The sequence below is a fragment of the Mucilaginibacter sp. L196 genome (assembly GCF_009765905.1).
Classification (GTDB): Bacteria; Bacteroidota; Bacteroidia; order Sphingobacteriales; family Sphingobacteriaceae; genus Mucilaginibacter.
On sequence record NZ_LMUO01000004.1, the window covers coordinates 1 to 26,583 of the forward strand.

The 26,583-nt window shown below is 40.6% G+C and carries 21 protein-coding genes; 12 read left to right on the forward strand and 9 right to left on the reverse strand.

Translation table 11 applies throughout. From position 1 onward, the window contains the following. Positions 1-225: 225 nt before the first annotated feature. From pyrR to GSQ74_RS00425, 3 genes are read left to right on the forward strand one after another with little or no spacing between them, the layout of a single operon-like run. Positions 226-771, forward strand: coding sequence for a bifunctional pyr operon transcriptional regulator/uracil phosphoribosyltransferase PyrR (gene pyrR, locus GSQ74_RS00415; RefSeq protein WP_158988921.1), 546 nt, complete (start codon positions 226-228; stop codon positions 769-771). Between the two features lie 56 nt (positions 772-827). Next, the gene (locus tag GSQ74_RS00420) at positions 828-1,754 is read left to right on the forward strand and encodes an aspartate carbamoyltransferase catalytic subunit (RefSeq protein ID WP_158988923.1); all 927 of its coding nucleotides are present in this window, start codon (positions 828-830) and stop codon (positions 1,752-1,754) included. A 40-nt stretch (positions 1,755-1,794) separates the two neighbouring features. Continuing rightward, entirely contained in the window at positions 1,795-3,231 is a 1,437-nt protein-coding gene (locus GSQ74_RS00425; RefSeq protein ID WP_158988925.1) for a serine hydrolase, read from the forward strand. Positions 3,232-3,302: 71 nt separating this feature from the next. Here the strand turns inward: GSQ74_RS00425 and GSQ74_RS00430 are convergent, their stop codons facing one another. Genes GSQ74_RS00430 through GSQ74_RS00440 form a run of 3 tightly spaced genes read right to left on the reverse strand, consistent with a single transcriptional unit; the run spans position 3,303 to position 9,156 of the window. Next, positions 3,303-4,493: an efflux RND transporter periplasmic adaptor subunit gene (locus GSQ74_RS00430; protein ID WP_158988928.1), complete on the reverse strand. Its 1,191-nt coding sequence runs from the start codon at positions 4,491-4,493 to the stop codon at positions 3,303-3,305. Further along, entirely contained in the window at positions 4,474-7,734 is a 3,261-nt protein-coding gene (locus GSQ74_RS00435) for an efflux RND transporter permease subunit (RefSeq protein WP_158988930.1), read from the reverse strand. The genes GSQ74_RS00430 and GSQ74_RS00435 overlap by 20 nt, the downstream gene beginning before the upstream one ends. An 18-nt stretch (positions 7,735-7,752) precedes the next feature. Then, the gene (locus tag GSQ74_RS00440; protein ID WP_158988932.1) at positions 7,753-9,156 is read right to left on the reverse strand and encodes a TolC family protein; all 1,404 of its coding nucleotides are present in this window, start codon (positions 9,154-9,156) and stop codon (positions 7,753-7,755) included. An 88-nt stretch (positions 9,157-9,244) separates the two neighbouring features. Here GSQ74_RS00440 and GSQ74_RS00445 point away from each other — a divergent pair, with 88 nt between their 5' ends. Both GSQ74_RS00445 and GSQ74_RS00450 read left to right on the forward strand, forming a co-directional pair. Next, entirely contained in the window at positions 9,245-10,291 is a 1,047-nt protein-coding gene (locus GSQ74_RS00445; RefSeq protein ID WP_158988934.1) for a LysR family transcriptional regulator, read from the forward strand. 46 nt (positions 10,292-10,337) lie between these two features. After that, positions 10,338-11,552 (forward strand): glycosyl hydrolase family 8, encoded by a 1,215-nt coding sequence (locus GSQ74_RS00450; RefSeq protein WP_158988936.1) that lies wholly within the window; start codon positions 10,338-10,340, stop codon positions 11,550-11,552. On the opposite strand, the gene GSQ74_RS00455 is transcribed toward GSQ74_RS00450, so the two are convergent. Beyond that, on the reverse strand, positions 11,549-12,865 hold the full coding sequence (locus GSQ74_RS00455; protein WP_158988938.1) for an NAD(P)/FAD-dependent oxidoreductase: 1,317 nt from the start codon (positions 12,863-12,865) through the stop codon (positions 11,549-11,551). The two genes, GSQ74_RS00450 and GSQ74_RS00455, sit on opposite strands and share 4 nt — an antisense overlap. Positions 12,866-13,598: 733 nt before the next feature. Beyond that, entirely contained in the window at positions 13,599-14,252 is a 654-nt protein-coding gene (locus tag GSQ74_RS00460) for an ankyrin repeat domain-containing protein (protein ID WP_158988940.1), read from the reverse strand. 175 nt (positions 14,253-14,427) lie between these two features. Between GSQ74_RS00460 and GSQ74_RS00465 the strand changes: the two genes are divergently transcribed. The 4 genes from GSQ74_RS00465 to GSQ74_RS00480 all read left to right on the forward strand — a co-directional run bounded on the left by GSQ74_RS00465 (position 14,428) and on the right by GSQ74_RS00480 (position 19,140). Further along, positions 14,428-16,992 carry a DNA translocase FtsK 4TM domain-containing protein gene (locus GSQ74_RS00465; protein ID WP_158988942.1) on the forward strand — a complete coding sequence of 855 codons (2,565 nt, stop codon included), beginning with the start codon at positions 14,428-14,430 and terminating at the stop codon, positions 16,990-16,992. A gap of 370 nt (positions 16,993-17,362) precedes the next feature. After that, positions 17,363-18,046 carry an outer membrane lipoprotein carrier protein LolA gene (locus GSQ74_RS00470; protein ID WP_158988944.1) on the forward strand — a complete coding sequence of 228 codons (684 nt, stop codon included), beginning with the start codon at positions 17,363-17,365 and terminating at the stop codon, positions 18,044-18,046. Between the two features lie 60 nt (positions 18,047-18,106). Further along, positions 18,107-18,379, forward strand: a complete 273-nt coding sequence (locus GSQ74_RS00475) for a hypothetical protein (RefSeq protein WP_158988946.1) — start codon at positions 18,107-18,109, stop codon at positions 18,377-18,379. Then, complete coding sequence (locus GSQ74_RS00480; RefSeq protein ID WP_158988948.1) at positions 18,376-19,140, forward strand: MBL fold metallo-hydrolase; 765 nt, start codon at positions 18,376-18,378, stop codon at positions 19,138-19,140. The genes GSQ74_RS00475 and GSQ74_RS00480 overlap by 4 nt, the downstream gene beginning before the upstream one ends. 18 nt (positions 19,141-19,158) lie before the next feature. Here the strand turns inward: GSQ74_RS00480 and GSQ74_RS00485 are convergent, their stop codons facing one another. Further along, on the reverse strand, positions 19,159-19,776 hold the full coding sequence (locus GSQ74_RS00485; protein WP_158988950.1) for a hypothetical protein: 618 nt from the start codon (positions 19,774-19,776) through the stop codon (positions 19,159-19,161). A 13-nt stretch (positions 19,777-19,789) separates the two neighbouring features. Here GSQ74_RS00485 and GSQ74_RS00490 point away from each other — a divergent pair, with 13 nt between their 5' ends. After that, entirely contained in the window at positions 19,790-20,656 is an 867-nt protein-coding gene (locus GSQ74_RS00490) for an alpha/beta hydrolase (protein WP_158988952.1), read from the forward strand. Positions 20,657-20,663: 7 nt separating this feature from the next. Here the strand turns inward: GSQ74_RS00490 and GSQ74_RS00495 are convergent, their stop codons facing one another. After that, positions 20,664-21,635 (reverse strand): glycoside hydrolase family 5 protein, encoded by a 972-nt coding sequence (locus GSQ74_RS00495; protein ID WP_158988954.1) that lies wholly within the window; start codon positions 21,633-21,635, stop codon positions 20,664-20,666. A 147-nt stretch (positions 21,636-21,782) separates the two neighbouring features. On the opposite strand from GSQ74_RS00495, the gene GSQ74_RS00500 reads away from it, so the two are divergent. After that, a complete protein-coding gene (locus GSQ74_RS00500; protein WP_158988956.1) occupies positions 21,783-23,045 on the forward strand; it encodes an ectonucleotide pyrophosphatase/phosphodiesterase in 1,263 nt (420 codons plus the stop codon). A gap of 90 nt (positions 23,046-23,135) precedes the next feature. On the opposite strand, the gene GSQ74_RS00505 is transcribed toward GSQ74_RS00500, so the two are convergent. Together GSQ74_RS00505 and bla are read right to left on the reverse strand one after the other, a co-directional pair. Continuing rightward, positions 23,136-23,492 carry an endonuclease domain-containing protein gene (locus tag GSQ74_RS00505; RefSeq protein ID WP_158988958.1) on the reverse strand — a complete coding sequence of 119 codons (357 nt, stop codon included), beginning with the start codon at positions 23,490-23,492 and terminating at the stop codon, positions 23,136-23,138. Between the two features lie 436 nt (positions 23,493-23,928). Beyond that, a complete protein-coding gene (bla, locus tag GSQ74_RS00510) occupies positions 23,929-24,831 on the reverse strand; it encodes a class A beta-lactamase, subclass A2 (RefSeq protein ID WP_158988960.1) in 903 nt (300 codons plus the stop codon). Positions 24,832-24,963: 132 nt separating this feature from the next. On the opposite strand from bla, the gene GSQ74_RS00515 reads away from it, so the two are divergent. After that, positions 24,964-26,580: an amidase gene (locus GSQ74_RS00515; protein WP_158988962.1), complete on the forward strand. Its 1,617-nt coding sequence runs from the start codon at positions 24,964-24,966 to the stop codon at positions 26,578-26,580. The last annotated feature ends 3 nt before the right edge of the window (positions 26,581-26,583 follow it).

Sequence of the window (26,583 nt, forward strand, 5' to 3'; positions counted from 1 at the left end):
GTTGTACTATGCGGTGGTGACCCACATAAGGTAAATACCTATCTTAAAATCTCCCCTGAATAATCTTCCGAACACCTATGGTGAAAACACCGACCACAGGCTTTTTATTAGCGCTTTTTGTTTTGATATAAGTAAAGAAATCTTGCAACTTTTACCACAACAAATCACAAATCACTATTCAACTAATCACTAATTTTCCTACCTTTGCCCAAATCCACCCAAACGATGCAAAATCTTACGCTGCTCGACGGTCAAAAATTTCAGATTACAATACAGCGTTTATGTCGTCAGTTAATTGAAAATCATGATGATTTTTCAAACTCAGTACTTATCGGCATACAACCCCGCGGCATTTATTTAGCCAAGCGCGTTGCCGAAGAACTACGCAAAATATTACCCGATAGCACTATACAACAAGGTGATTTAGATATTACTTTCTACCGCGATGATTTCCGTCGCCGTGGTGAGCAATTGGTACCAAATCAAACCAAAATAGATTTTATTATAGAAGGCAAAAAGGTCATCATGATGGATGACGTATTGTGGACTGGCCGCACCATCCGTGCAGCAATGGATGCCATGCTTGCCTTCGGTCGCCCAGAGAAGATAGAATTGCTTACCCTGGTTGACCGCCGATACTCGAGGCATATACCAGTAGCAGCAGACTATGTAGGTATTGAGGTTGATTCTATCGCATCGCAAAAAGTGGTGGTGAGCTGGAAGGAAACAGACGGCGAAGACAGGATAGTTTTACTATCGGAAGCAAAATAAAACAGAATACAATAATTTCGAAATCGAACATCCGAAACCCGAAATCAACATAGAAAATGGCAGGACTGAGCACAAGGCACTTATTAGGAATAAAAGATCTGAACCCGGCAGATATTCAATTAATATTTGAAACAGCCGATACTTTTAAATCGGTATTGAATCGTCCCATTAAAAAAGTTCCTTCCCTGCGTGATGTAACCATTGCCAATATCTTTTTCGAAAACTCTACCCGTACCCGTTTATCTTTCGAGCTGGCGGAAAAACGTTTATCGGCCGATGTGGTAAACTTCGCGGCATCCTCATCATCAGTAAGCAAAGGCGAAACGCTGATAGATACCGTAAACAATATTTTAGCCATGAAAGTAGATATGGTGGTAATGCGCCATCCCTACGCCGGTGCCGGTATCTTCCTATCAAAACACGTAAAAGCACAAATTGTAAATGCAGGCGACGGCGCACACGAACACCCTACACAGGCTTTACTTGATGCTTTCTCTATCCGTGAGCGCTATGGTGATGTAGCTGGTAAAAAAGTGGTTATTGTGGGTGATATTTTGCACTCGCGTGTTGCCTTGTCAAACATACTTTGCCTAAAACATTTGGGCGCCGAGGTAATGGTTTGTGGCCCTACTACGCTTATCCCCAAATATATTGGCTCGTTAGGTGTAAAGGTAGAGCATAACTTGTTAAAAGCATTAAATTGGTGCGATGTAGCCAACATGCTGCGCATTCAATTGGAACGTCAGGATATTAAGTATTTCCCTTCCCTGCGTGAGTATACCATGCTTTACGGCTTGAATAAACAGATACTGGATTCTTTAGACAAAGAAATCACCGTAATGCATCCCGGCCCTATTAACCGCGGCGTAGAAATTACCAGTGATGTTGCCGATAGCAAGCAATCCATCATACTTGATCAGGTTGAAAACGGTGTAGCTATACGTATGGCAGTACTGTACTTGCTGGCCGGGCAAACACCGTAGCCAATAAATTATTCGCATATTCGTTAATATTGCGATGTTTATGATAGCCAAACCCATTTGCCGTACTGTATTTGTTATTTTATTAAGCTGTATCTCACTAAATACCATAGCTCAAAGTGTTGAACAACACAAAACCGATTCGGTATTCCAACTGGTTAAGGTTCAATTCAATGCTAAAAACGCTGATCAGCTTTATACGCTTACAGGCTCTAATCTGAAACGGGATCTTATCATTGAAACCTTTCGGAACATATGCAATAACCAGCTTTTTACTTTGGGCGAGATCAAGCAATCATCGCTTATCAGCTTTGAGAATAATAAGGTAGCTACATACAAATTAACTTTCAGTACTGGCCAGGTATTACAGCTATTAATGAGTCTTGACAGGAATGATAAACTGGAAGTCTTCCTCTTTCAGCCTTACAAAAAAGCTGAGGGAGGGAAAAAATCATTAGCCTTATCATCTAATCCACTAAAAACAATTGAAGACAAGGAAATTGATACTGTCGCACGTACTTACATTCAAAAAGCAAATACCGTTGGTTTAAGCATTGGGATATTAAAAGATAATAAAATTAGCTACTACGAGTATGGCGAAACTGATCGTGGCAATGGCAAGCTACCAACAGGAAGCACTCTGTTCGAGATCGGTTCAATAACTAAAACTTTTACCGCTACCCTGCTGGCTTTGTATGTTAACGAGGGCAAATTAAAACTGAATGACCCGATAATTAAATATTTACCAGACTCTGTGGCTGCAAATCCTGCGCTACATGCTATTACATTGGAGGATCTGAGCAATCATACCTCTGGCTTACCTAGCCTCCCTCCCGACTTCTTTGCCCACGTTACAGACACATTAAACCCGTACAAGAATTATACGAAGCGCTTACTGTACGCCTATCTTAAAACCTGTACCCTAAACAGCAAACCTGGCGAAAAGTACGCATACTCTAATATGGCAGTGGGTTTATTGGGCGATATTTTAGAACGCGTCAGTGGTAAAACATTTGAACAACTGGTAACTGAAAACATCACCCAACCCTTACAAATGAGCAGCACGGTACAGCATATTACGCCATTACTTAAACCGCGTTTTGTAAGCGTTTATAACGACGGCGGCAAACTCACCGAAGCTTGGGACTTTAGCGCCCTTGCACCTTGCGGCTCATTAAAATCAACTGTAAATAACCTGTTGGTATATGCTAAAGCCAATATGGTTAAAAGCAATACCAGGCTCTCAAAAGCATTTGAATTAACCCACCAGGTAACCTTTGACAAGGACATTAAAATTGGCCTTGCCTGGCATATTATTAAGGTTGATGGTGTAGAATATTATTTCCACAATGGTGGTACATATGGCAGCAGCAGTTTTTTAGCGTTTAATCCCGAAAAGAATATAGCCATAGTGATATTATCAAATTGTGGCGAAAGTGTTGATCTGGTTGGGGTGGGTATTCTAAAGAAATTGCAGTAACTGCTACAAAAAAAGCCGATCTGAAATTAATCAAACCGGCCTCAAAAAAACAATAAAACTAACCTGTGGTATTATTTTTTAGTTTTTGATGTATCTGCTTTCTCAGGTTTAGCGATTCCTGTTTGATCACCCGAACCTATCTTAATTGGCGATCCATCTCTGATCTCTTCTGTTGCGGCTTTAACTATCTGGTCACCTGCATCAATTTTACCATAGATCTCTATGTTATCTCCGGATTCAAGTCCTTTTTGCACACCAAGCCATTCCGCTTTTCCATCCTTCACTCTAATAACAAAAACTTTTTCTGTTGATGTTACCACTGCTGTTTTAGGCACAATAAATGCACTGTCACTTTGTACCAATGGTACGTTAACATCAGCATACATGTTTGGCAACAATTTTTTGCTGGTGTTATAAACGTCCATTTCCAAACGTTCTGATCTTAAAGTGTTATCCAATGCACCCGCTAAACGAACAACCTTAGCTGTGAATTTTTCGCCACGCAGCTCACGTATAACAAAACTAACCTCATCCCCGTTATGCAAACCACCAGTAAAGTTTTCAGGTACCGATATTACCAAACGCAGCCTGTTATGATCCTCTAACCTAAATAAGGCTTGGTTTGATGCCGCACCACCCGGGCCAACATAAGCGCCAAGGTTTACATTACGTAAAGTTATAACACCATCAAAAGGTGCCCTTATTTGCAGATAACCTAAGTTAGCCGCGAATGATTGGTATGAAGATTTAGCAGCCTCTACACTTGCCGAATCTGATGATTTTTTCGCTTGCGCCTGCTCCAAATCATTTTCAGAAACTGTACCCGGAGTTTTGCTAGTGCTGTATAATCTGTCGAAAGTTGCTTTACTGGCAAAGTATACCGCTTTAGCCTGCTGAATTCTTGATTTTGCTTCTTCCAGCTGTGAGTTTAACTCAGGAGCCTCAAGCATAGCTAGTAACTGCCCCTGGTGTACTTGCGAGCCTATATCAACCAAAAGCGTTTTTACATAACTATTAACCTTGGCGTACAGATCAGTTTGTTGATAGGCCTGCAATTCACCCGGCACGGTAATATTTGAACTTAATTTTCCTTTATTAACAGCAACCAGGCTTACAGTAGGCGTGTCTAATGCATTTTCCTGCTGCACGGTTAAATCCTGTTCTTCTTTGTCTTTTTTACTTTCGCCGCATGAGCTAAAAAGTACTGTACCAATAACTAAAGCGGTTACTACAATTATTAATTTATTTTTTTGGATGTTCATGATTGTGGTGCAATGGGATATAAAATTTACTTTCTTTATCTTCAGGGTCTAATGAAACAGAATCTGTTGTAGCGTTACCTTGTACCCAGGCAAATACCAGTGGTAAAATAAATAACGCCGCAAATGTTGAGGCTATCAATCCGCCGATTACCGCGCGGCCTAACGGTGATGTCTGATCACCACCCTCGCCTAAGCCCGATGCCATCGGTATCATACCTACAATCATGGCCAAACTGGTCATTAATATAGGGCGTACACGTAAGGCAACCGCTTCACGGGCCGACTGTAGCGCATTGCCGTTATGCTTTCTTAATTCCTCCGCATTGGTTACGAGCAACACCGCATTGGAGATAGATACACCGACGGACATGATCATACCCATATAGGATTGCAGGTTAAGTGTAGCTCCTGTTATCTTCACCAGGAACAAGGAACCGAATAACACCGCGGGCACAGTTGACAATACCACCAGCGATACTTTAAACGATTGGAAGTTAGCCGCAAGCATTAAGTATATTACTAAAATAGCCACTAACAAGCCGGTTTGCAAACTGCTTAACGTATCGGTAAGCGTTTGGCTCATACCCCGCAGCTCAACAGTTAAGCCATGTGGTAATTTACCTAATGATTTTATTGCCTTTTGCACATCATCCGTAGCTGTACCCAAATCCACTTTATTGATATTGGCCGTAACCGATAGTGTTGGCACTGCGCCTATATCATCATTTTCGCCGTAGGTGCTGTCCACCTTAATATCAGCTACATCACTTAATACAGGCCTTGGTTGATTCGCCAAAACAGGTATCTCACGAATATCGTTCAAACTGGACATCTGGTACTCCGGAACTTCAACCTGTACCTGGTAACTTAGGCCTGCTTTTTCATCAATCCAAACGTTCTTTTCGGTAAGGCGGGATGATGAGGTTGATGCAGTTAATGTACGTGATATATCATTTACACTAACGCCTAATTCAGCTGCACGAGTCCGGTCAATATTAATATCGATAGATGGATACTGGTATGATTGTGCTATTTGAACATCGCGCAAATATTTAATACTATCCAGTTTTTTCACCATCGTTAAAGCAAAAGCAACATTCTGCTTCTTATTCTTTCCGGTAAAGGCCACCTCGATTGGTGTTGGTGATCCCTGGCTCAAAATTTTATCAGTAAGCTCAATAGGCTCGAATGACATTTTTACATCCGGTAGCGCTATTTTCATTGAGTCCCTGAATCTGTCTTTTAACTCATCCAAGTTTACTTTATAGCTCTCTGCAAGTTGCACTTGCATAACTGCCTCCTGCGGGCCTGCCATAAATAAGTAAATAGGGTTTGTTGAGAATGATGACGGGTGCGTACCAACTATAGTTGAGGTGATAGCTATGTTTTTTCTACCTACCAAACCTTCAAGCACGTGTAATGCTGTTAAGGTTGATGTTTCCGTACGTTCAAGCCTGGTGCCATCCGCACCGCGCAAACGAACCTGGAAGGTGCCTGAGTTAACTTTAGGCAATACGTCACGTCCAATTGTCGCGAATAGCAAGAAAGCTAACGCAAAAGCCACAACTAAATAAATACCAACAATTAATTTGCGGCGCAGCATCATTTTATCGATTACCTTAAGGAACCATACTCTGAACTTGTCAAACTTAGTTTCATTTTTGCCATGTTCCTCGGTAGCATGCTTAATTGCTTTCTCTTTTTGATCCCATGGGTCACCTTCATCATCCAGGGCGTAACCATCTTTATGGCTCTTGTCTTCATGCTCATTTTTCATTATCCAGTTTGCCATAATCGGCACAAAGGTTTGAGCAAGCAGGTATGATATGATCATGGCGAAACCAATTGCCAATGATAATGGCAGGAATAACGCTCCCGGGATACCTGTCATGGTAAAGGCTGGTGCAAACACCGCCAGAATACAAAACAAGATTAACAACTTAGGGAAAGCGATTTCTTTACAGGCATCCCATATAGCTAATGCTTTGGGTTTACCCATATCAAAGTGCTGGTGAATATTCTCAATGGTTACCGTCGACTCATCCACCAGGATACCAATAGCAAGCGACAGACCGCTCAACGTCATGATGTTTATTGTTTGATGGAATAAGTACAGGAAGAAAACGCTGGAAATAACGCAGGTAGGAATAGTCATGATAACGATGAGCGCACCGCGCCTGTCGCCCAAAAACAACAATACCATTAGGCCGGTAAGTATCGCTCCTATAGCACCTTCTTCGGCTAAACTTTTTACCGCGTTTATTACATATATCGATTGGTCAAATACGAAAGACAGTTTAACATCCGGTGGTACCAAACCTTGAAAACGAGGTATCGCTTTCTTTAAATTCTGTACAACATCCCATGTTGACGCCGATGCCGATTTGGTAATTGGCAAATAAACCGAGCGTTTACCATTAATAAGCGCATATCCTGCTGTAACGTCGGCAGCATCTTCAACAGTAGCTACATCCTTCAGAAATATAGTTTGGACACCATTCTTATACAGGGGGATATCACCAAAGTCGCTAACGTTTTTAATAGTGGTATTAGCAGGTGTAAGATAATTGAGATCGCCTATACGTACGTTACCTGCAGGCGTATTCTGATTGTTATCCCGCAAGGCAAGCACCAGTTGATCCGGTGTTAAATTATGCTGGCGAAGTAGTTGCGGATCGGCTTTAATAACTATAGTACGCTGGTTACCACCAAACGGCGCCGGTGCAACCAAACCCGGTACAGTTGTAAATGCCGAACGTATATAAACTAATGCAAAGTCAAGCAACTCGTTATTGCTACGTGTAGGGCTGCTTAATACAAGCTGGCCTACCGGTAATGTTGAGGCATCAAAACGCAAAATAAATGGCGGCTGAGATCCCTGCGGGAAACCTGCCTGTGCCCTGTTAGTATACGCCGTGACCTCCGCCGCGGCCTGTGCCATATTAGTGCCTTCGTAAAATGTCACTTTAATCAGGGTTAAGCCCTGTATATTTTTTGTCTCGATGCTTTTTACACCAGATACAAATAGTAGTAAGTTAACGTATGATTTGGCAAAATACGCCTCCATTTGGTTAGGTGTAAAACCACCATAAGGGTGCGATACATAAATAACCGGCAAATTAAGGTCGGGGAATATATCTATCTTAATGCTGCGCGTAGCATTAATACCAAAGAAAAACAATGCTGCTACTATAACCAGTATGGTGATTGGCCTTTGAAGGGCCCCTTTTATCATTCCCATTAGTGTATATTATGTATGTTAAAAGTTATTTATAAAAACCCCGAAATCGCCGGTTGCGGCCGCCTTATACAATAAAGCTTGCCAAACATTGTTCGATGTAATATCCTGGTCAACTTCGGCACGGTTCAGCGTGTAAAGCGCATCCGTAAAGTCAACTATATTAGCAAGCCCATTTTTATATAGCGCGAATTTTTGAATGTAGGCACTGTTTGCTGCCCTTACTTCAACCGGTGCTTCTGAATAGTTTTTTAATGCGTTATTTATCTTAATGGTAGCTAACGCTTCCTGATCACGTATCTGCTCATCAGCCAGGTTATATTCATCTCTGTATTGTGCAGATGTGTATCGTTGTGATTTTACCTGGTAATGCACCCGGAACGGATTAGTTAGGTTCCAAACAAAAGCTACACCTAGTAAATAGTTGTAACGTGTTGGATCTGCACCCGCACCGTAGCTGCTGCTATAATCATTTCCATCTGATGCAATGTCAGATTTAAAACCTGATCCCCTACCCTGATATGTCCCAAAAAGACTAAATGTTGGATAGGCAAATGTATTTAAATATTTAGCCTGCTCATCGCTCACGCCTATGCGGTTACGGTAGTATTTTAAAACAGGATGCTCTTCCGTACCACTGGCCGGCTCGGCATAAATATTTGCAGGTATTTTACTTATAAAGGTAGTATCCAGCACAAACTCCTGTGGTGGTATACCCAAATATTGCGCTAACTGATTAGCCTGCTCAGCAACTGTTTGCTGTGCATTGGTTAATGATATCCTTGCATTTGATACCTGGGCGTTTGCCAATGATGAATCCACACCCGGGTTTAAGCCGTTTTTCACACGTGCGATAACCACCTTTTGCAGGTCTAAACTGCGGTTAAGGTTATCTTGCTGTGCTTTACTTAATTGCTGGGCAACCAATAAATTAAGATAGGTGCTTGCCACTCTTACTTGATGTTCAAATTGCTCCTGGGCTAAATCGCTTTCATTAAGCGTTACTACGGAGTTTTGAACTTTAACTTTTTCCTTTGCTCTGCCAAAAGCAAAAAAGTTCCAGTTAACGTTGGCTACGTAAAGTGAGCCAAAAGCGGCGTTCCAGTTTTGATTAGGTAGTGCAGGGCCGGAAGACGCAACAGCTAAACCACCGTATGAACCAATCGGGCCATTAGTGCCGTTTATGGTGCCATAAGCTTGCTGTGCTGATACGCTAAGATCAGGTAAATATTCAGTTTTGGTTTCTGTTAACGAGGCTTTCGAAGCGTTTAGCTGGTTTGCTTTAGCTTTAATAGTGCCATAGTTTGAAAGTGCTAACTGTTCGGCATCCTTTATACTAAGTACTTTTTGTTGGGCCTGTACATTTACTAAAATTAAAATACCTGATAAACTTAAGAATAGACGTTTAGAAATTGTAACTAACATATTCGGTATTTTGATGCCGCAAAATTAAAACTATATTTTATATGAAAAAAATGAATTAATTTTGTGTTAATCATTAATAAAAGTAATAATGAATATCGCGATACATCACTTCAGACTTATAGATACTATATCAAAAGACGGAACCCTTACTAAAGCAGCCGCTACTTTGCACTTAACACAGTCGGCATTAAGCCACCAGTTAAAGGAGTTGGAAAAGGAATTAGGCATAGATGTATTCAATCGAAATGGCAAAAAATTACATTTATCTGAACAAGGCTATCGTTTTTTGCGTAGCTCGGAGAAAATATTAGCCGAATTGAAGTCGCTTGAAGAAGATATAAACAACTATAAAAATGGCCAAACCAGCAAGTTATCCATCAGTATGCAATGTTATACTGCTTACCATTGGTTACCGGGCATTATAAAATACTATAAATCCCGCTGGCCAGATATTAACATTCAAATAATGTCGGAAGCTACCAGCCGTCCATTAGAATATTTAATGAATGGTGATTTAGATATAGGTATCATCCGTACCCAAATGGTAAATACCAAAATACGTTACGAACCTATTTTTAACGACAGGCTTACGGCTATCATCAGCAAAGATCATCCGCTTGCGCAAAAAGATGTAATAGAAATAGCTGATTTTCAAGACCAGGAATTGATTTTGCCCTTATATGATCCGTCATACCAGGATACGCCGATGATTGAATCATTAATACAGGCACAGCAGGTTAGGCCAAAAACACTACATCGTATACATTATACTGATGCAACCATTGAAATGGTAAACGCTAATTTGGGCATAAGCGTAATGGCCGACTGGATTGTTGAACCTTATTTAAAAAATAAAAACATTGTTTCCAAGCCAATGCACCACAGCGTTGCCAGCCGATCATGGTTTGCGGCTACTTGTAAACAGACGCCTGCCATACAGAACTTTTTAGAGTGCCTGAAGATGTATTTCTCAGGGGCCGACATGAGCATCAACACAACTGAAAAAGAACAACTTATTAAACAACATTCTGTTAAAATACACTATCCTGAAAAATTAGCAGCCGCTACCGCTGTTTTTACACGACCATCTGTAGCAGCCAGCACGACTCAGGAGTTTAAAAATTATCAGTATTAATTTCATTAACCCCTCTTTACCCGGAGGGGTTAATAAATATCTACAGATGAAGTTTTTTGGTTTGATATGTCTTTTTTTTCTCTGTCTTTCAGCGGATGCTCAATCGGCTTATGAGCCCTTCCCCCAACATGTACATTATACAAAGGGGGTTATCAACCCCAATAAAGTTCCTCAATCAAAATTAGATCAAACTGTAGAATCTTTTTATAACCAATGGAAAAAACGATATATAAGATCAATCCCTCATAAGCAGGAAAGTTACATTTGGTTTGAAGACACGGATGGTAAACAATGCGTTTCCGAAGGGCAGGGTTACGGCATGGTCATAGTGGCCCTAATGGCCGGATTTGACCCATCAGCCCAAAACACATTTAATAATTTATACCGGTATTACCATGCACACCCCAGCAACCGGGGCCGCCATTTAATGGCATGGGCACAAAACACACACGATAAAGACATTGATGAAACATCGGCAAGTGATGGGGATATAGACATTGCTTATTCGCTATTACTAGCAAACGCACAATGGGGAAGCAAAGGCCCTATTAATTATTTACAGGAGGCGAAAATTACAATTGCTGATATTATGCGATATGACATCAACCGTAAAACATGGTCGGTTTTATTGAGCAATGGAGTTGAGGCTGACAGCAGAGACTATTTTGATACCCGGTCATCTGATTTTATGCCTGCTAATTTTAAAGCTTTTGAGAAGGTTACAGGTGATACCCGTTGGAAGAATGTTATAGATGATGAGTACAAGCTTTTTAGCTATATGCAAAAACAATACAGTCCGGATGCGGGATTAGTCCCTGACTTTATAATACGTTTAAACAAAAAAGCAAAACCCGCCCCAGCGCACTACCTGGAATCGGTTTATGATGGTGATTATAATTACAATGCATGTCGCGTTCCATGGCGCATAGCTACCGACTATTTATTATCTGGTGATGGGCGGTCGAAAACATTTGTTCAAAAGATAAATCATTGGATCAGGGAGACAACCAGCAATAGCACTTATAACCTATCCGCAGGGTATACTTTAGCTGGCGATGATATTAAGGATAGCCATTTTGAAGCGTTAAGTTTTATAGCGCCATTCGCTGTATCGGCCATGGTTGATAAAAGTAACCAGCAATGGTTAAACAGCATATGGGATTATACCGTACAGTTTAAACTGAAAGATTTTGATTACTACGACAACACTGTAAAAATGCTCGATATGCTTATCGTATCAGGCAATTACTGGAAGCCTTAGAATACCTGATGATTTAAAATCTTCTTTGCTACATTTTGGCCACTTGTTAAAGCAGCCTCCACAGTTCCCATTGCCGGGCCGTCATATAAATATTCACCTGCAAAAAACAGGGTATTATTAACCCCTGCATCTAATATCGTCCGGGCTTCGGGTGCAGCAACGGTATCATAACTATAAGAGCCGCGCGTAAACGGCTCAGCCGTCCAGTTCATAATATTTGAGGCTATTAATTTTGCTTTCAGCTCATCAACAGTTAGCTTAAATATATTGCTTAGCGATTGGAGGGCCTGTTGTAAAAGTTCTTCTGTAGTATCTTCCTTTTTTTCTGCTGCCCTTGGGCCACCTAACCAACCAGTAAGTAATGTGGAATGCTTAGGGTATTGAGTCCACCAGGTAGGTATATTTTCATCTGATATTAAGAAGGCCATATCTTTCAAACTTTTCCCTGCCAGCATTTTGGTACCATTGTTTTCCCAGAAAGCATCTTTAAACTCCAGTAAAAATTTAATTATCGCACCAAAACCTAAATCATTTATAGCATTTATCTGCTCCTTTATAGCAGGATGAAATACCACCGCTCCTTTTTCGCCTCTGTTTGCTTGCAAAACACCAAGCGGCATCGCTATAATAATCTTTTCAGCGCTATAAATTTCCCCCGAATCAGTGATCACCTTTACATCACCGGGCTTCCAGTCTATTTGCGTCACCACTGAATTTAAATAAACCTTACCCTCATGCTCTTTACATTTGTCGGCCAGGTAGTTGATCATGCTGCAATAACCATTATCTAAGCGGTGCTGGGCATCATCATCTTCATTATTCCATTCATTTCTTAAGGCAAAGGAACTCGCTTTCTTCGGATCAGCAGTATCATAACCCGCTACAAATTTTGATACACCATCCCGTAAACCAATATATTTCTCGCCCGGAAAATGCTTTTGTAAAAAACTAGCAATATCAGTATCCTCCTCAAGTTCATTCAGTTTTTGCAATAGCAGCTCCCAGTTTTCAATAAACCCTTCATGATTAATAAAACGCCCTTTATCATATCTCACCATTTCTCCGCCGGCGGCGCTGTATTTAATATTGGCCTCTTTTAATAAATTTAAGGTCACGGGTAAATTACCGTGAATAAACTCAGCACCCAGTTCGGCATGCTTAAAAAAAGACTCATGACTTATGGTATGAATACGACCACCTGTATGGTTGCGTGCCTCCAGTACTATTACCTTCCTGCCCGATGCCGAAAGCCTGTAAGCCGCCATTAAACCCGCGGCACCCGCGCCTATTATTAATATATCTGTGGTCTGCATTAATTATACCCGTATTAGCAAAAATCAATTTGCACAAATAACCAGCCACCTTTCATTAAAACGACCATTTTACTGAAATAACGTTGCATTTAACTGTTGAACAAATCCGTTTTCCAGCAACCCGATTAGCTGTACTGTATCGCGGTACAGGTGAAACAAGTGGTACATTTGGTACACTTTTAGCCTCAAAAATGCCCTAAAAAGTATTAAAAAGCGGGTTTTTAACTCCTTTTCGAATGTATTTTCAGCGCAAAAACAGCATATTTCACCTAAATAACAGCCAAAAAACGAATAATTTTGTCGTTTTTACCTCATTTTCGATCAAAAAACGATAGTTTTTATACTTGTTAGAATTAATTCTGGTACACTGAAACCGAAGTTCCAAAGCGCGCAAAAGCCCGACGGAAAACCGGTCCATGTCACACTGAGGTACTCGAAGTGTGGCCCTGTGGGCATAAGGTTTTTCCGTCTTGAATTATTCACCTGTTATTTGTTTTTTTAAGGTGTTCATGAGACGCTCCGCTTAGTTTTTGGTTCTTTTGTGTCAAGACAAAACGGCGAAGCCATCTTGAGCTCCATCAAAAAAATAAACACACTGCGAAAAACTACTAGCCCAGCGGCAATGAGCGGACAGAATAATTTATAAAACGAAAATATTTCTATTTTTCTCTGTAAGAAGGGGATTGCCATGCTCCGCTCGCAATGACGATGAATAATTAACCTGACATTCAACCTACTCTTCACTCAAAGCCTCTGCAATTTCCATAAAACCTTTTTCACGGGCAAGGTCAGCAGGTAATTTGCCACCTTCCATACGGATATTTATATCGGCATTGTTCTCCAACAACAATATCAGTAACTCAAGATTTCCATTTTGCGCGGCAGAGTGTATTGGCGTAACGCCAGCCTGTTGCCTTACGTTAATATTGGCTCCGCTCTCAATTAACAAAGCGGCAATATCGGTATGGTTGCCTGCCGCGGCAGAATGTATAGGATATACATTATAGCCATTGTTTGATGCCATGTTAACATCGGCTCCTTTTAAAATCAGGAAACGGGCGATTTCATATTGACCAAAATAACAGGCTAAGCCAAGCGGTGTAAAACCATCTTCGGCATAATAATTTATAGCATCAGGATAGGTATAAACCAGATGAGCAACCACATCAAATTTTCCTGCAGCAACAGCTTCAAACAAATTCACCTCATCAATATACTTCATTAAAAAAGCGGTAACCTCCGGCTTTTTATAGTAGCATGAAAGCATTAATGGTGATACATGGTGACTGGTCGTGGTTTTTGCAAGTGCAGGATTTTGAGTCAATAAAGTATTCAGACCTACTAAATCACCTGTTATAATATATTGTTCAAGTTGATTCTGATTCATCCTTATTCTAATCGTTTTGTTATCAATGCAATTTATATTTATTGCGCATAGAATCTATATCCGTTGTACGCAGAATAAACATCTTAGTTCTAAGATAAGTAAAAATTAAAAATTTAGCGCCAAATAAGTTTAATCTATTAACTTTATATTTGTAAGCTAAACGCTGTATACAGGGATGCCGGTAAAAGGAAATCAGTTCAAATCAAATAGTTTTAAAGAAGATAACGAGCCTCGCCAAAGCGCAAAAAGCGAGAAGGAAAAGTATGCAAGGGCTAAAGTGCCTAAAATGCCAACCTTTGACCTTAGTAACGGGCGATTGGTGAAAATTGTGGGCCTGTTTTTCCTGATTCTAACTATCTTTTTCCTGGTTGCATTCACCTCCTACCTATTCACCTGGCAGCAGGATCAAAGCTATGTTTCGCCTGCCAATGGCGGATGGCACAACCTGTTTAAAACCACACAGGAATTGCAGGACAATGGTATAAAAAGCCCCGTAGTTGAAAACTGGCTGGGCAAATTCGGCGCACTACTATCTGATCAGTTTATTTACGAGTGGTTTGGTATTGCCTCCTTTATTTTTGTATTTGTATTTTTTGTGATAGGCTACCGTATGCTGTTTAAGGTAAGGCTTTTCTCTATCCCAAGAACACTGGGCTATTCATTTTTCTGCATTATATTTCTTTCCATTTTTATTGGGTTCATTCATGCTTTTATTGGTGATTACCCACACATGCTGGAGGGTGGCTTCGGCTACTGGACAAACCTGTTGCTTGATGCGCAGATTGGGCAAACAGGCACCGGGGGTATTTTGATATTTGCAGCGCTAACCGTATTGATCATCGCTTACAATATTGATTTTAAATTCCCTGAAAGAAAAATAAAAGTCTCCCCAACCGGGGGAGATTTAGAGGGGGCTACTGTGGAAGTTCTTCCGGCTGATCCTATTGAATTATCGGAAGAAGAACCATCACTGCCTGTAGAATGGCCCCGCAATACAAACCGCGCCACTAATACTAATATAACCAGGCCAGTTGAGCCCCTGGTTCAAAACCCTATATTTCATGAACCTGTTGTGTTAACACCCGATCCGGCAAACGCGCATGAACCTGAATTTGAAAGCGAAATACCATTAACCGTGGCAGTTGACAGGCCGATGCCTATACTCAACATCGAAAAAAGTGATGATGATAAGGCAAGGGATTTAGTAGCCCAATTTGGTGCTTATGATCCAAAACTTGATCTGGCTAAATACAAATATCCAACACTTGATCTACTGGAGAATTACGGCTCCAACAAAATATCGGTAAACTCTGATGAACTGGAAGCCAACAAAAACAAAATTGTTGAAACGCTGAATCATTACAACATCGAGATTGATAAGATCAAAGCAACCATTGGCCCAACAGTTACCTTGTATGAGATCATCCCCGCTCCCGGCGTTCGTATCTCTAAAATAAAAAATCTGGAAGACGATATAGCTTTGAGCCTTGCCGCTTTGGGTATCCGTATCATAGCCCCTATGCCGGGTAAAGGAACTATCGGTATCGAAGTACCTAACCAAAACCCGGAAATGGTTTCTATGCGGTCGGTATTATCAACCGAAAAATGGCAGAATAATACCATGGATTTGCCCATCGCCTTAGGTAAAACTATATCAAACGAGGTATTTATTGCCGATTTGGCTAAGATGCCTCACTTATTGGTTGCTGGTGCTACCGGTCAGGGTAAATCGGTTGGTATCAACGCCATATTAGTTTCACTACTTTATAAAAAGCACCCAGCCGAGTTAAAATTTGTTTTGGTCGATCCTAAAAAGGTGGAGTTAACTTTATTCCGCAAAATAGAAAGACACTTCCTGGCAAAATTGCCGGATGAAGCAGATGCAATTATCACCGATACTAAAAAAGTGGTAAACACGCTAAATTCTTTATGTATCGAGATGGATCAGCGTTATGATCTATTGAAGGATGCACAGGTACGTAACCTAAAAGAATACAACGCCAAATATGTTAGCCGCAAAATAAGCGACCCGGAGAAACATCGTTACCTGCCATTCATCGTACTAATTATTGATGAGTTTGCCGACTTAATGATGACTGCTGGCAAAGAGGTTGAAATGCCGATTGCACGTATAGCGCAGTTAGCCCGTGCGGTCGGTATTCACTTGGTTATCGCTACACAACGCCCATCAGTAAACGTAATTACTGGTACCATCAAAGCTAACTTCCCGGCTCGTTTGGCATTCAGGGTATTATCTAAAATAGATTCACGTACGATATTAGATGCGGGTGGTGCAGATCAGTTGATCGGTCGTGGTGATATGCTGATGTCTACCGGCAGCGATTTGATACGCCTGCAATGCGCATTTGTGGATACACCGGAGGTAGAGCGGATATCTGATTTTATTGGCAGCCAACAAGGCTATCCAAGCGCTATGCACCTGCCCGAATATGTTGGCGAAGGCGAAGCCAGCAGCAGCTCTAAAGAATATGACCCGGATAATCGCGACCCGATGTTTGAAGATGCCGCCAGGTTAATCGTAATGCATCAGCAGGGTTCTACCTCGCTTATCCAACGCAAAATGAAACTGGGCTATAACCGTGCAGGCCGTATCATTGATCAACTAGAAGCCGCAGGCATAGTTGGCCCATTTGAAGGCAGCAAGGCACGCGAGGTATTATATCCTGATGAATATAGTTTAGAAAGATATTTAGAAACACTGGATAAGCCGAAGGGATAGGTTAGAATGTTCTCTATCCCGCCTTTCTTTGTACACCCTGTTTGTCATTCTGAGCGCAGCGAAGAATCTAATAACTTTGCTCAACGCCATATATACCGGATAGATTCTTCACTCCGTTCAGAATGACAAATGTAAAAGTAATGACAAAGGAATTAAACCTTACAAACAGAATGTTCTTTGTACACCCTGTTTGTCATTCTGAGCGCAGAGAAGAATCTAATAACTTTGCTCAACGCCATATATACCGGATAGATTCTTCACTCCGTTCAGAATGACAAATAAACGAATGCTGCATAAAGGAATTAAACCTTACAAACATCTAACCCTCTAAACTGTATATTTAGCAAATACATCCACCCCCCAAAAAAAAATGAAAAGAATTACTTTATACTTATTATTAGTTTTAGGAATAAACACTACTGCATTCGCCCAAAAAGATGCTGAAGCGAAAGTTATTTTAAACCAGGTAAGCGCCAAATACAAAGCCTACAACATTGTAAAAAGTGATTTTACATTTGTGATAGACAACCCACAAGCTCAGGAAACACAAACTCAGGAAGGAACCATCATTGTTCAGTCCAAAACCAATAAGTATAAGTTAAGCCTTTACAGTCAGGATCCTACCGCTAAAAATCAGGTTGAACAGGAAATAATAACCGATGGCAAAAACCAATGGACTTATACCAAAAAAGACAAAGAAGTACAACTAAACAAAGTTGATAATACCGACCAAAATTTCAACCCGGCACAGATCTTCACGATGTATGAGAAGGGCTACAAGTACATTTACACCGGCAGCGAAACCCTAAAAGGCCGCGTTTACCAAATCATCGACCTTACACCTGAGGATATCGATAAGTCTTTTTTCAAGATCAGGCTGATGATCGATAAAACCAAAAAACAGATCTATAGCGCCCTTATATTTGATAAATCAGGTAATAAATACAGCTACACCATCAAAACATTTGTACCTAATGTACAAGTCCCTGAAAGCACCTTTACTTTCGATACCAAAGCGCATCCTGGCGTTGAGGTTGTGGATTTGAGACAGTAAATTTACCTTTAGATTGGTTTAGGCATCGTTAAATTCAATCCCGAATCGTAAATTTGAATAATGCTATCCCTCACTAACCACACACTTGAAAAACTGGAAATGCTGTTAAAAACAGCAGGTTACAAGGTGAGGTACGAGAAAGGTAATTTTAAAACAAATGCCTGCCTATTGCAAAACAGTAAGGTAATTGTGATCAACAAATTCTCGAACCTCGAGAGCAGGATAAATTCTATAACCGAACTGGCACGCGAGCTGGAAATTGATTATAAACTTTTGGATGATAAACAGGTTGCATTTTTGCAGCAACTAAAACAAACTAACCTGCAATTGTGACCATTACTTTTTTAGGCACCGGCACTTCACAGGGCGTACCTGTTATTGCATGCGATTGCGAGGTTTGCACCTCAACCGATCCGCGTGATAATCGCCTGCGTTCATCAATCCTGATCGAAACCGCTGACAAAACGGTAGTTATTGATTCCGGCCCGGATTTTCGTTATCAAATGCTGCGCGAAAAGGTTAAGAAACTTGATGCCATAGTCTTCACCCATGAACATAAGGATCATGTAGCCGGTATGGATGATATACGCGCCTTTAATTATCACCAAAACGCACCAATAGATGTTTACGCTACCAAGCGCGTTCAAGAAGCCTTAAAACGCGAATTCTCATACATTTTTGCCGAATTTAAATATCCGGGTATCCCGCAGATCAATATGCACACTATTGATTTAACACCATTTGATATTGGATCGCTACACTTGATACCTGTTGAGGTGATGCATTACAAGCTACCGGTACTTGGTTTCCGCACAAATGATTTCACTTATATAACCGATGCTAAAACCGTAGCTGAAAGTGAAATAGAAAAAATAAAGGGTACAAAAACCCTGGTAATAAACGCGCTGCAAACGCAAAGCCATATCTCACACTTTACACTGGATGAAGCCATCACCTTTGCACAGCTAATAGGCGCTGAGAAAACCTATCTAACGCATATCAGTCACCGGCTTGGTTTGCATAAAACCATGTCGGCAGATTTACCTTACGGTATTGAGTTTGCCTATGATGGCTTAAAGCTTGATATTCTTTAAAAATTATTGGTTTCCTGGTCAAAGGCTAACATAGCTAATATGCTCAATTGTCCCTTTATAGGCATTAAGATGCCCTCTATTACGACAATTTATTTTCCCCCTGATGGTTATAGTTTTATTATTAACAGGTGTAAGCTGCCCGTTATTGGCATCATAATCAAAAAAACCGGTTCTGGTTGCTTTTATAAACAAAGGGCAATCCTGACTAAAGTCAACCAAAATCACCTTTTTATTTCCTTTACTTACCAGGCTATCATCAATCAGTAATGATAGATCTTTTTCCTGTTCATACTTGCCTTCTACCTGCACGTACTGATTATCGTAGTTTGCAAAACTGTCAACTAAATTCTTAAAGCTTATCTGTTTAAATGTGCGTTCATCATCGCAACTGCTTTCATAAATTTTTTTGGGGTGATTACAGGCTTGAAGTGTTAGTACCGTCGCCACAAAAGCAAAGACTTTAACACCAAATATGGATTTTAGGGGTATCATACTATGAAGGTAAATATATTTATTATAAGCACCGCCCATATGACTATCTGATTGATGTAAAAGTTTAATCGCATAACCACTTAATTTTCGCAATTTTATATTTATACCATAATCTGGTTTTAAAGTTTTAACATCTGCTACCATTTCAATAATATATATGGATAAGAAACTATTACTTCCAATATTTCTATTATTCGCTTTTGTGACAAAAGCTCAACAAAAGGTGGTTCAACTATATAATGGCGCAGCACCGGGCTCTGAAAGCTGGACATGGAACCAATCTGAAAGCGCGGATAATGTATATCACAGTAATGTGGTTTACAATGTAAGCCACCCTACCCTTACGGTTTACTTGCCCGATAGTACAGTTGCCAACACGGGTACTGCTGTTATTATTTGTCCCGGCGGTGGTTTACAAACACTATCTATAAATCATGAAGGTTATGATGTTGGTAAATGGTTGCAGAAACATGGTATAACCGCATTTTTATTGGAATACAGATTAATGCACACATTAGGACCTGATCCATACAAAGAGATGCTTGCTAAAATGAAAGCTAATACTGTATTACAGGAACAAGCACCTGTTGCACCACTAGCTGTAGCCGACGGACGTGCGGCAATAGCCTACGTACGCAGCCATACTGCTGAATATGGAATTTCACCGGATCGTATTGGTATAATAGGTTTTTCGGCAGGCGGTACCATTGCAGCATCAACAGCGTATGGCTATACTCCGCAAAACCGACCTGATTTTGTTGCCCCGATATATGCATATTTTCCACCTGAAATGCAGGTTAATGTCCCCGCAGATGCACCACCAATGTTTTTGGCAGCAGCCAGTGATGACGGATCATCTGTATACAGCGCACAGCTTTATAATACATGGATAACGGCCAAACACACTGCCGAGTTACACATATTTTTAAATGGAGGCCACGGGTTTGGTATGAAAAAACAAAATCTGGCAAGCGATAGCTGGCCAGGCCTGTTTGAAACCTGGCTGAAGCTAAGTGGTTTTTAAAGCTATATTATTTATTCAGCGCCCTTAATAATTTACGTAAATAAATACCATCAAGTGTCAAATCATCTTCTGCCCAACCACCAGTGGCAGATGCTTCGGGTTTTAATAACGCGGTAGTTTCCTCTTTATCGGTGATATTCCAGTTTACCCAGCTTAACTTGTGCGTCTCCATCCACTTTATCCAGGTTTCGTTTTCAGCAATATCAAATACGCCGTTGCCGCTTGCCTCGCCAACACCCCACTCGGTAATTAGTAGCGGTAAACCCATTTGTATCGCCTTGTCTGCTTTAGCCCGTAATTGATCCTGATGATTTGGATCACTCGCATAAAAATGGAAAGAATAAGCAATATTTTTAAATCCTGTAATAGGATTTGCCGCTGCAACATCTACATCCTGATCCCAATGCGGGCTGCCTACAACAATTAAATTATCCGGATCGTATTTGCGTATTTCCGATATAACTTGTACCGCATAATTTTTCACAGTATCCCAGCTTACACGCTCAGGTTCGTTCCAAACTTCATAAATAACATTAGGTACGCCTTTATACTTTTGTGCCATCTCCGCGAAAAACGCTTTTGATTGAGGTATATGCAGGTAACCGTTATGGTCATGCCAATCTATCAATACGTAAATCCCTTTTTTAATGGCTTCATTAACTACGGTTTCAATGAGTTGCTTTTGCGAATCCGGTTCTTCCAAATAGCCATGTTCGGGTTGTACCGCCATGGCTGCTCTAATAAGCGATACTTTAAAGTCTTTACTTATCCAGTCAACAACATCGGTATTATAATACTTTCTACCCTGCCAAATACTCCATGAAAAACTAAGGCCCCGCAATTCAGGAGGCACTCCATATTGATTAACTACCTGGCCATTTTTTACACTTAACGCGCCATTTCGCGCTACAGGGGTTTGTGCCGATAGCAAACTGTTTGCACAAATAACCACCAGGAAAATAAATACTGCTTGTTTCATAATTGGTAAAACAAGATAGGATATTTTTTGGGGCGAAGATGGATGTTGTAAAAAAACTATCATATAAGGTTAAAATCACACAAACTTCATGCTCCTTAACAGTTCCATAATCTTATTTATATAAATTTGGATACAAACTGATCGCTCATGAAATATTACTTATCCTTTTTGGTTTTCCTCTTAATTACCTCAGCCAGCTTTGGTCAGGTAGATACCACACAAAAGATTATTCCGGACCGTACAAACAGCCCCGAGCAACAACAAAAACCTTATGTAATATTAATTTCCGCGGATGGCTTTCGCTGGGATTATGCGCAAAAATATCATGCTGAGCATCTGCTCGCTTTAGCAAAATCGGGCGTTCAGGCAGAGTCAATGTTACCATCTTATCCATCGGTAACTTTTCCAAATCATTATTCTATTGTTACAGGCTTATACCCATCGCACGAGGGCTTAGTTAACAACTCTTTTTACGATGCCGATACCAAATCATTCTTTTCCTATAAAGGCAAAACCGGTACCGATGCTATCTGGTACAAAGGAGGGACACCTATTTGGGTATTAGCTGAACAACAAAAAATGTTATCCGCAAGCTTTTACTGGGTTGGATCAGAAGCTGAGGTGCAGGGCGTGCGCCCAACTTATTACTACAGATACAATGAAAAAATAGAAATGCATAATCGTATACAAACCGTAGTAAACTGGTTAAGTATGCCAGCTGATAAACGCCCGCATATCATCACCTTCTACTTTCCGCAGGTTGATCACGAAGGGCATAAACACGGTCCGGATTCACGCGAAGTGGCCGACGCTGTACATTTGATCGATTCATCGGTATATGAGCTAACCAAGGCCGTTAAAACAACCGGATTAAACGTGAATTATGTTTTTGTATCAGATCATGGCATGACCAAAGCTGATACTGAACATCCAATAGAAACACCTGCAGGCATAGATACCTCAAAGTTTATTGTTTCGGGCGATGGGTTACTGCTGGAACTATACGCGAAAGACCCTAAATATATTCAAGCTACCTACGACGAACTTTTAAAGAATAAAACGGCTGATTATGCTGTCTACTTAAAAACAAACGTACCCGAAAAACTGCATTACGGTGCAAAAGACGACTGGCATAACCGCATAGGCGATATTTTACTGATCCCTAACTGGCCAAAAGTATTCGACCTATATCACAGAAAAATGGATCCGGGCTGGCATGGTTATGATCCTACTGTAGTTAAGGATATGCACGCTACTTTTTATGCATGGGGACCGGCATTTAAAAGCGATTTAATTATCCCGGCTTTTAACAACGTAGATATTTTCCCGATGATCAACCAGATATTAGGCTTAACCTATACCAACAAAGTTGATGGCACAAAGAAATTAGCTAATGAGGTTTTAAAATAGTAAAGTATTTTTTCACCTCTTTGTCGCACAGCGATAGAGAGGTCGACCAGCGAAGCGTCGTCGGGTGAGTTAACCTCGCCATAAAGAAACTTACAAATGCTTGCCTATTTCCGTCAACACAGTTCGTATATCTGTCAATATCTGCTTATTCTCAAACCTTAAGATGGTTAGTCCCAATAAGCCTAATACTTCGTCACGGTTTTTATCATATTCTTTTTTTAATTGATGAATCGAGCCATCGGCCTCAATAACCAATTTAGCTTTAGCGCAATAGAAATCAGGGATATAATACAAATCTTTATCAAAGGTTGATTTTGCACAAATTGGGTATTGCCGTAAAAATTTATGATCAAATAATTTGCGGTTCCTGAGATGATACCAAAGAACTTTTTCAGCAGGAGTTTCTCGCTGCCTTAATTCCCGGCATAATTCGGTTATAGATTGCATAGCTAAAAATAATAAAATATTTTTTCATCACTTTGTGCCGAAGACATAGAGGGAAATTAAACTTATATTTTCACCTCTTTGTCGCACAGCGATAGAGAGGTCAGCCAGCGCAGCGTAGCTGGGTGAGTTGATGTCGCTTGCAGAGTACTCACCTGGTCTTGCTACGCTCGACCACCCTCTCTACCGCAAGCGGTCAATGTCATTAAGTTAAGCCCCACCTAAATCCTCCCCGGTAGGGAGGACTTAAAAAAACAAACGCGGGCGAAGCTAAAGTCTCCCCTTCCGGGGGAGATTTAGAGGGGGCTATATGCTTGGCGCCCCCTTAACTTAATGACATTGCGCTTGCGGTAAAGAGGGGAATTCAATTTATTTTTTTCACCTCTTTGTCGCACAGCGATAGAGAGGTCGACCAGCGAAGCGTTGTCGGGTGAGTTAACTATTTATATTTTTTCAATAACTGGTTATCATATACAGCCTTTGCAATCTTTGCTATTACTAAATCGCGGGTGGCTTCATCCGCGGTTGAATTTGTTATAAATATAGCGATAGCCACATGTTTGCCATTAGGCAAGGTGATAACGCCAACGTCATTTGTACCAACTGCTAAGTCAACAGCATTAGTTCCCGATGTGCCAGTTTTATGTGCAACAATTGTACCCGCAGGTAATAAGCCTTTAATACGGTTAGGCCCGGTTGTAGTTGCAACCATTAATTTATTTAAATAATCCCTGCTGGCAGGTTTTAAAACATTCCCGGTATATAAGGTATCTAAAAGTTGTATAATGGCCTTCGGTTTACACCAATCAGTATATTGGCTTTCAGGTGTTTTCGCCATATCTTCTTCAGATGCTTCAATATTGATGCCTCTAACTTTGATCATATGCAGGTAATACTCAACCTGATCAGCACCACCCAATTTTTCAAGTAAAATATCGCAGGCATCATCATCACTTTGAGATACCATATAACTCATTAAATCATTTATCGACACATCAACATCTCCATTAGGATATTTGTCGCGTAAGGGGCTATATATTGGAGGTAGATCTTTCTTTTTGATATGAATTGTTTGATTCAGCGTTAATACACCCGAATCAACCAAATGCAATACCGCCATAGCAATGGGAAACTTCATCACGCTTTCCATCACCAACCGGGCGTTGCCATTGTAGTTTACTGTATCTCTATCCTCTAAACCCAAAACAGATACGCCAACAATACCTTTGGCAGATTTAGCGATTTCTGCAATTTGAGGACGAAGAACACTTGATTGCGCGAATGAGGTATTAATTACCAACACGAAGGCTGCCGTTAACACGGCTTTATACATTGTGGACATATTTTGGGTAGATTTTATTACTAATTATATTAACGTTTGGAAAATTAAGAAATTACTGGCAGATAAGCTTTCATTAATGAATACATTTTCATAAAAATTTTGTTTCTTGTAGTTCATTTCACCGACTTTATTATGCACAGAAGAAATTTCCTTAAAACGGGCTCTATAGCCGGGATTACTTTATCGGCCTTAAGTATCAATGCCTGTACTCCGGCACCTAAAAAGTCAGTAAGCGATACACCTGCAAATGACAACTTTGAGCTTAACGAAGTAACTGTAGCGCAATTACAGGAGTACATGAAAAGCGGAAAATATTCTTCACATACTATTACCCAATTATATCTCACCCGTATTAATGATATTGATAAAAATGGCCCTAAACTAAACGCCATTATTGAGTTAAATCCCGATGCACTATCTATAGCCGACGAAATGGATAATGAGCGCAAATCAGGTAAAATTCGCGGGCCGTTACATGGTATACCCGTGCTTTTAAAAGATAACATCAACACTAAAGATAAAATTGCCACAACTGCAGGTTCACTCGCTTTAGCTGATAACTATGTTGGTAAGGATGCCTTTATTATAAATAGGCTACGCGAAGCAGGTGCTGTAATTTTAGGCAAAACAAACTTAAGCGAATGGGCAAATTTCCGTTCCACCCGTGCGTGCAGCGGTTGGAGCAGTAAAGGAGGGCAAACCAAATGCCCTTATATTTTAGATCGTAACCCTAGCGGATCAAGCGCGGGTACAGGATCTGCAGTTTCAGCAAATTTATGTGCGATAGGAATCGGAACCGAAACGGATGGATCAGTAGTTTCGCCGTCGTCCGTAAACGGCATTGTTGGTATAAAACCTACAGTAGGCTTATTAAGCCGTGCGGGCATCATCCCTATATCAAAAACACAAGATACCGCTGGACCGATGGCAAGGAGTGTTACAGATGCCGCGATTCTATTAGGAATATTAGCAGGTATAGATACTGAAGATAACTATGCGCCAAAAGATAAAAGTAAAATACAACCCGATTACACTAAATTTTTAGATGCGAATGGCTTACATGGCAAACGTTTAGGCATCGAAAAAACTGCCTACACCGGAAACCCTGATATGGAAGCATTATTACAGGATGCCATTACAATTTTAAAAAGTAAAGGCGCAACCATTATTGATGTAGAACTGGTAAAGGAGTTAAAACCAATAGGTACCGATGAATTTACCGTATTGCTCTATGAATTTAAAGACGGGCTAAACAAATACCTAAGCACTGCCAACTCGAAAGTAAAATCGCTGACTGATGTAATGGCCTTTAATAAAGCTAACGCGGCTAAAGCGATGCCATTCTTTAAACAGGAAATAATGGAGCAAGCGCAGGCAAAAGGCGATTTAAACAATAAAGAATATTTAGATGCTGTAGCAAAAACTACCGTTATCACCCGCAAAGCAATTGATACGATTATGAGCGATAATAAACTCGATGCCATCATCGCGCCAACAAACGGTTTCGCCTGTACTATCGACCTGGTGAACGGCGATTATGATAATGGTTTTGGATTCTCTACTCCTGCTGCAATGGCAGGCTATCCGCATATTACCGTACCTATGGGCGCGGCGCATGGCTTGCCAATTGGCTTATCATTTGTAAGTACCGCGTATAAGGAGGCTGATATTATTAAATTGGCGTATGCCTATGAGCAGGCCTCTAAAAAAAGGATTATTCCTGAATTTAAGGTAGATTTATTAGGTTAAAAT

Excerpts from the sequence above, each read along its gene's own strand:
- GSQ74_RS00460 (WP_158988940.1), bottom strand. The coding sequence starts at position 14,252 with ATGAATCAGAATCAACTTGAACAATATATTATAACAGGTGATTTAGTA.
- GSQ74_RS00465 (WP_158988942.1), top strand. The coding sequence starts at position 14,428 with ATGCCGGTAAAAGGAAATCAGTTCAAATCAAATAGTTTTAAAGAAGAT.
- GSQ74_RS00435 (WP_158988930.1), bottom strand. The coding sequence starts at position 7,734 with ATGGGAATGATAAAAGGGGCCCTTCAAAGGCCAATCACCATACTGGTT.
- GSQ74_RS00440 (WP_158988932.1), bottom strand. The coding sequence starts at position 9,156 with ATGTTAGTTACAATTTCTAAACGTCTATTCTTAAGTTTATCAGGTATT.
- GSQ74_RS00470 (WP_158988944.1), top strand. The coding sequence starts at position 17,363 with ATGAAAAGAATTACTTTATACTTATTATTAGTTTTAGGAATAAACACT.
- GSQ74_RS00450 (WP_158988936.1), top strand. The coding sequence starts at position 10,338 with ATGAAGTTTTTTGGTTTGATATGTCTTTTTTTTCTCTGTCTTTCAGCG.
- GSQ74_RS00430 (WP_158988928.1), bottom strand. The coding sequence starts at position 4,493 with ATGAACATCCAAAAAAATAAATTAATAATTGTAGTAACCGCTTTAGTT.
- pyrR (WP_158988921.1), top strand. The coding sequence starts at position 226 with ATGCAAAATCTTACGCTGCTCGACGGTCAAAAATTTCAGATTACAATA.
- GSQ74_RS00420 (WP_158988923.1), top strand. The coding sequence starts at position 828 with ATGGCAGGACTGAGCACAAGGCACTTATTAGGAATAAAAGATCTGAAC.
- GSQ74_RS00485 (WP_158988950.1), bottom strand. The coding sequence starts at position 19,776 with ATGGTAGCAGATGTTAAAACTTTAAAACCAGATTATGGTATAAATATA.
- GSQ74_RS00500 (WP_158988956.1), top strand. The coding sequence starts at position 21,783 with ATGAAATATTACTTATCCTTTTTGGTTTTCCTCTTAATTACCTCAGCC.
- GSQ74_RS00495 (WP_158988954.1), bottom strand. The coding sequence starts at position 21,635 with ATGAAACAAGCAGTATTTATTTTCCTGGTGGTTATTTGTGCAAACAGT.
- GSQ74_RS00515 (WP_158988962.1), top strand. The coding sequence starts at position 24,964 with ATGCACAGAAGAAATTTCCTTAAAACGGGCTCTATAGCCGGGATTACT.
- GSQ74_RS00445 (WP_158988934.1), top strand. The coding sequence starts at position 9,245 with ATGAATATCGCGATACATCACTTCAGACTTATAGATACTATATCAAAA.
- GSQ74_RS00505 (WP_158988958.1), bottom strand. The coding sequence starts at position 23,492 with ATGCAATCTATAACCGAATTATGCCGGGAATTAAGGCAGCGAGAAACT.
- GSQ74_RS00490 (WP_158988952.1), top strand. The coding sequence starts at position 19,790 with ATGGATAAGAAACTATTACTTCCAATATTTCTATTATTCGCTTTTGTG.
- GSQ74_RS00475 (WP_158988946.1), top strand. The coding sequence starts at position 18,107 with ATGCTATCCCTCACTAACCACACACTTGAAAAACTGGAAATGCTGTTA.
- GSQ74_RS00455 (WP_158988938.1), bottom strand. The coding sequence starts at position 12,865 with ATGCAGACCACAGATATATTAATAATAGGCGCGGGTGCCGCGGGTTTA.
- GSQ74_RS00425 (WP_158988925.1), top strand. The coding sequence starts at position 1,795 with ATGATAGCCAAACCCATTTGCCGTACTGTATTTGTTATTTTATTAAGC.
- bla (WP_158988960.1), bottom strand. The coding sequence starts at position 24,831 with ATGTCCACAATGTATAAAGCCGTGTTAACGGCAGCCTTCGTGTTGGTA.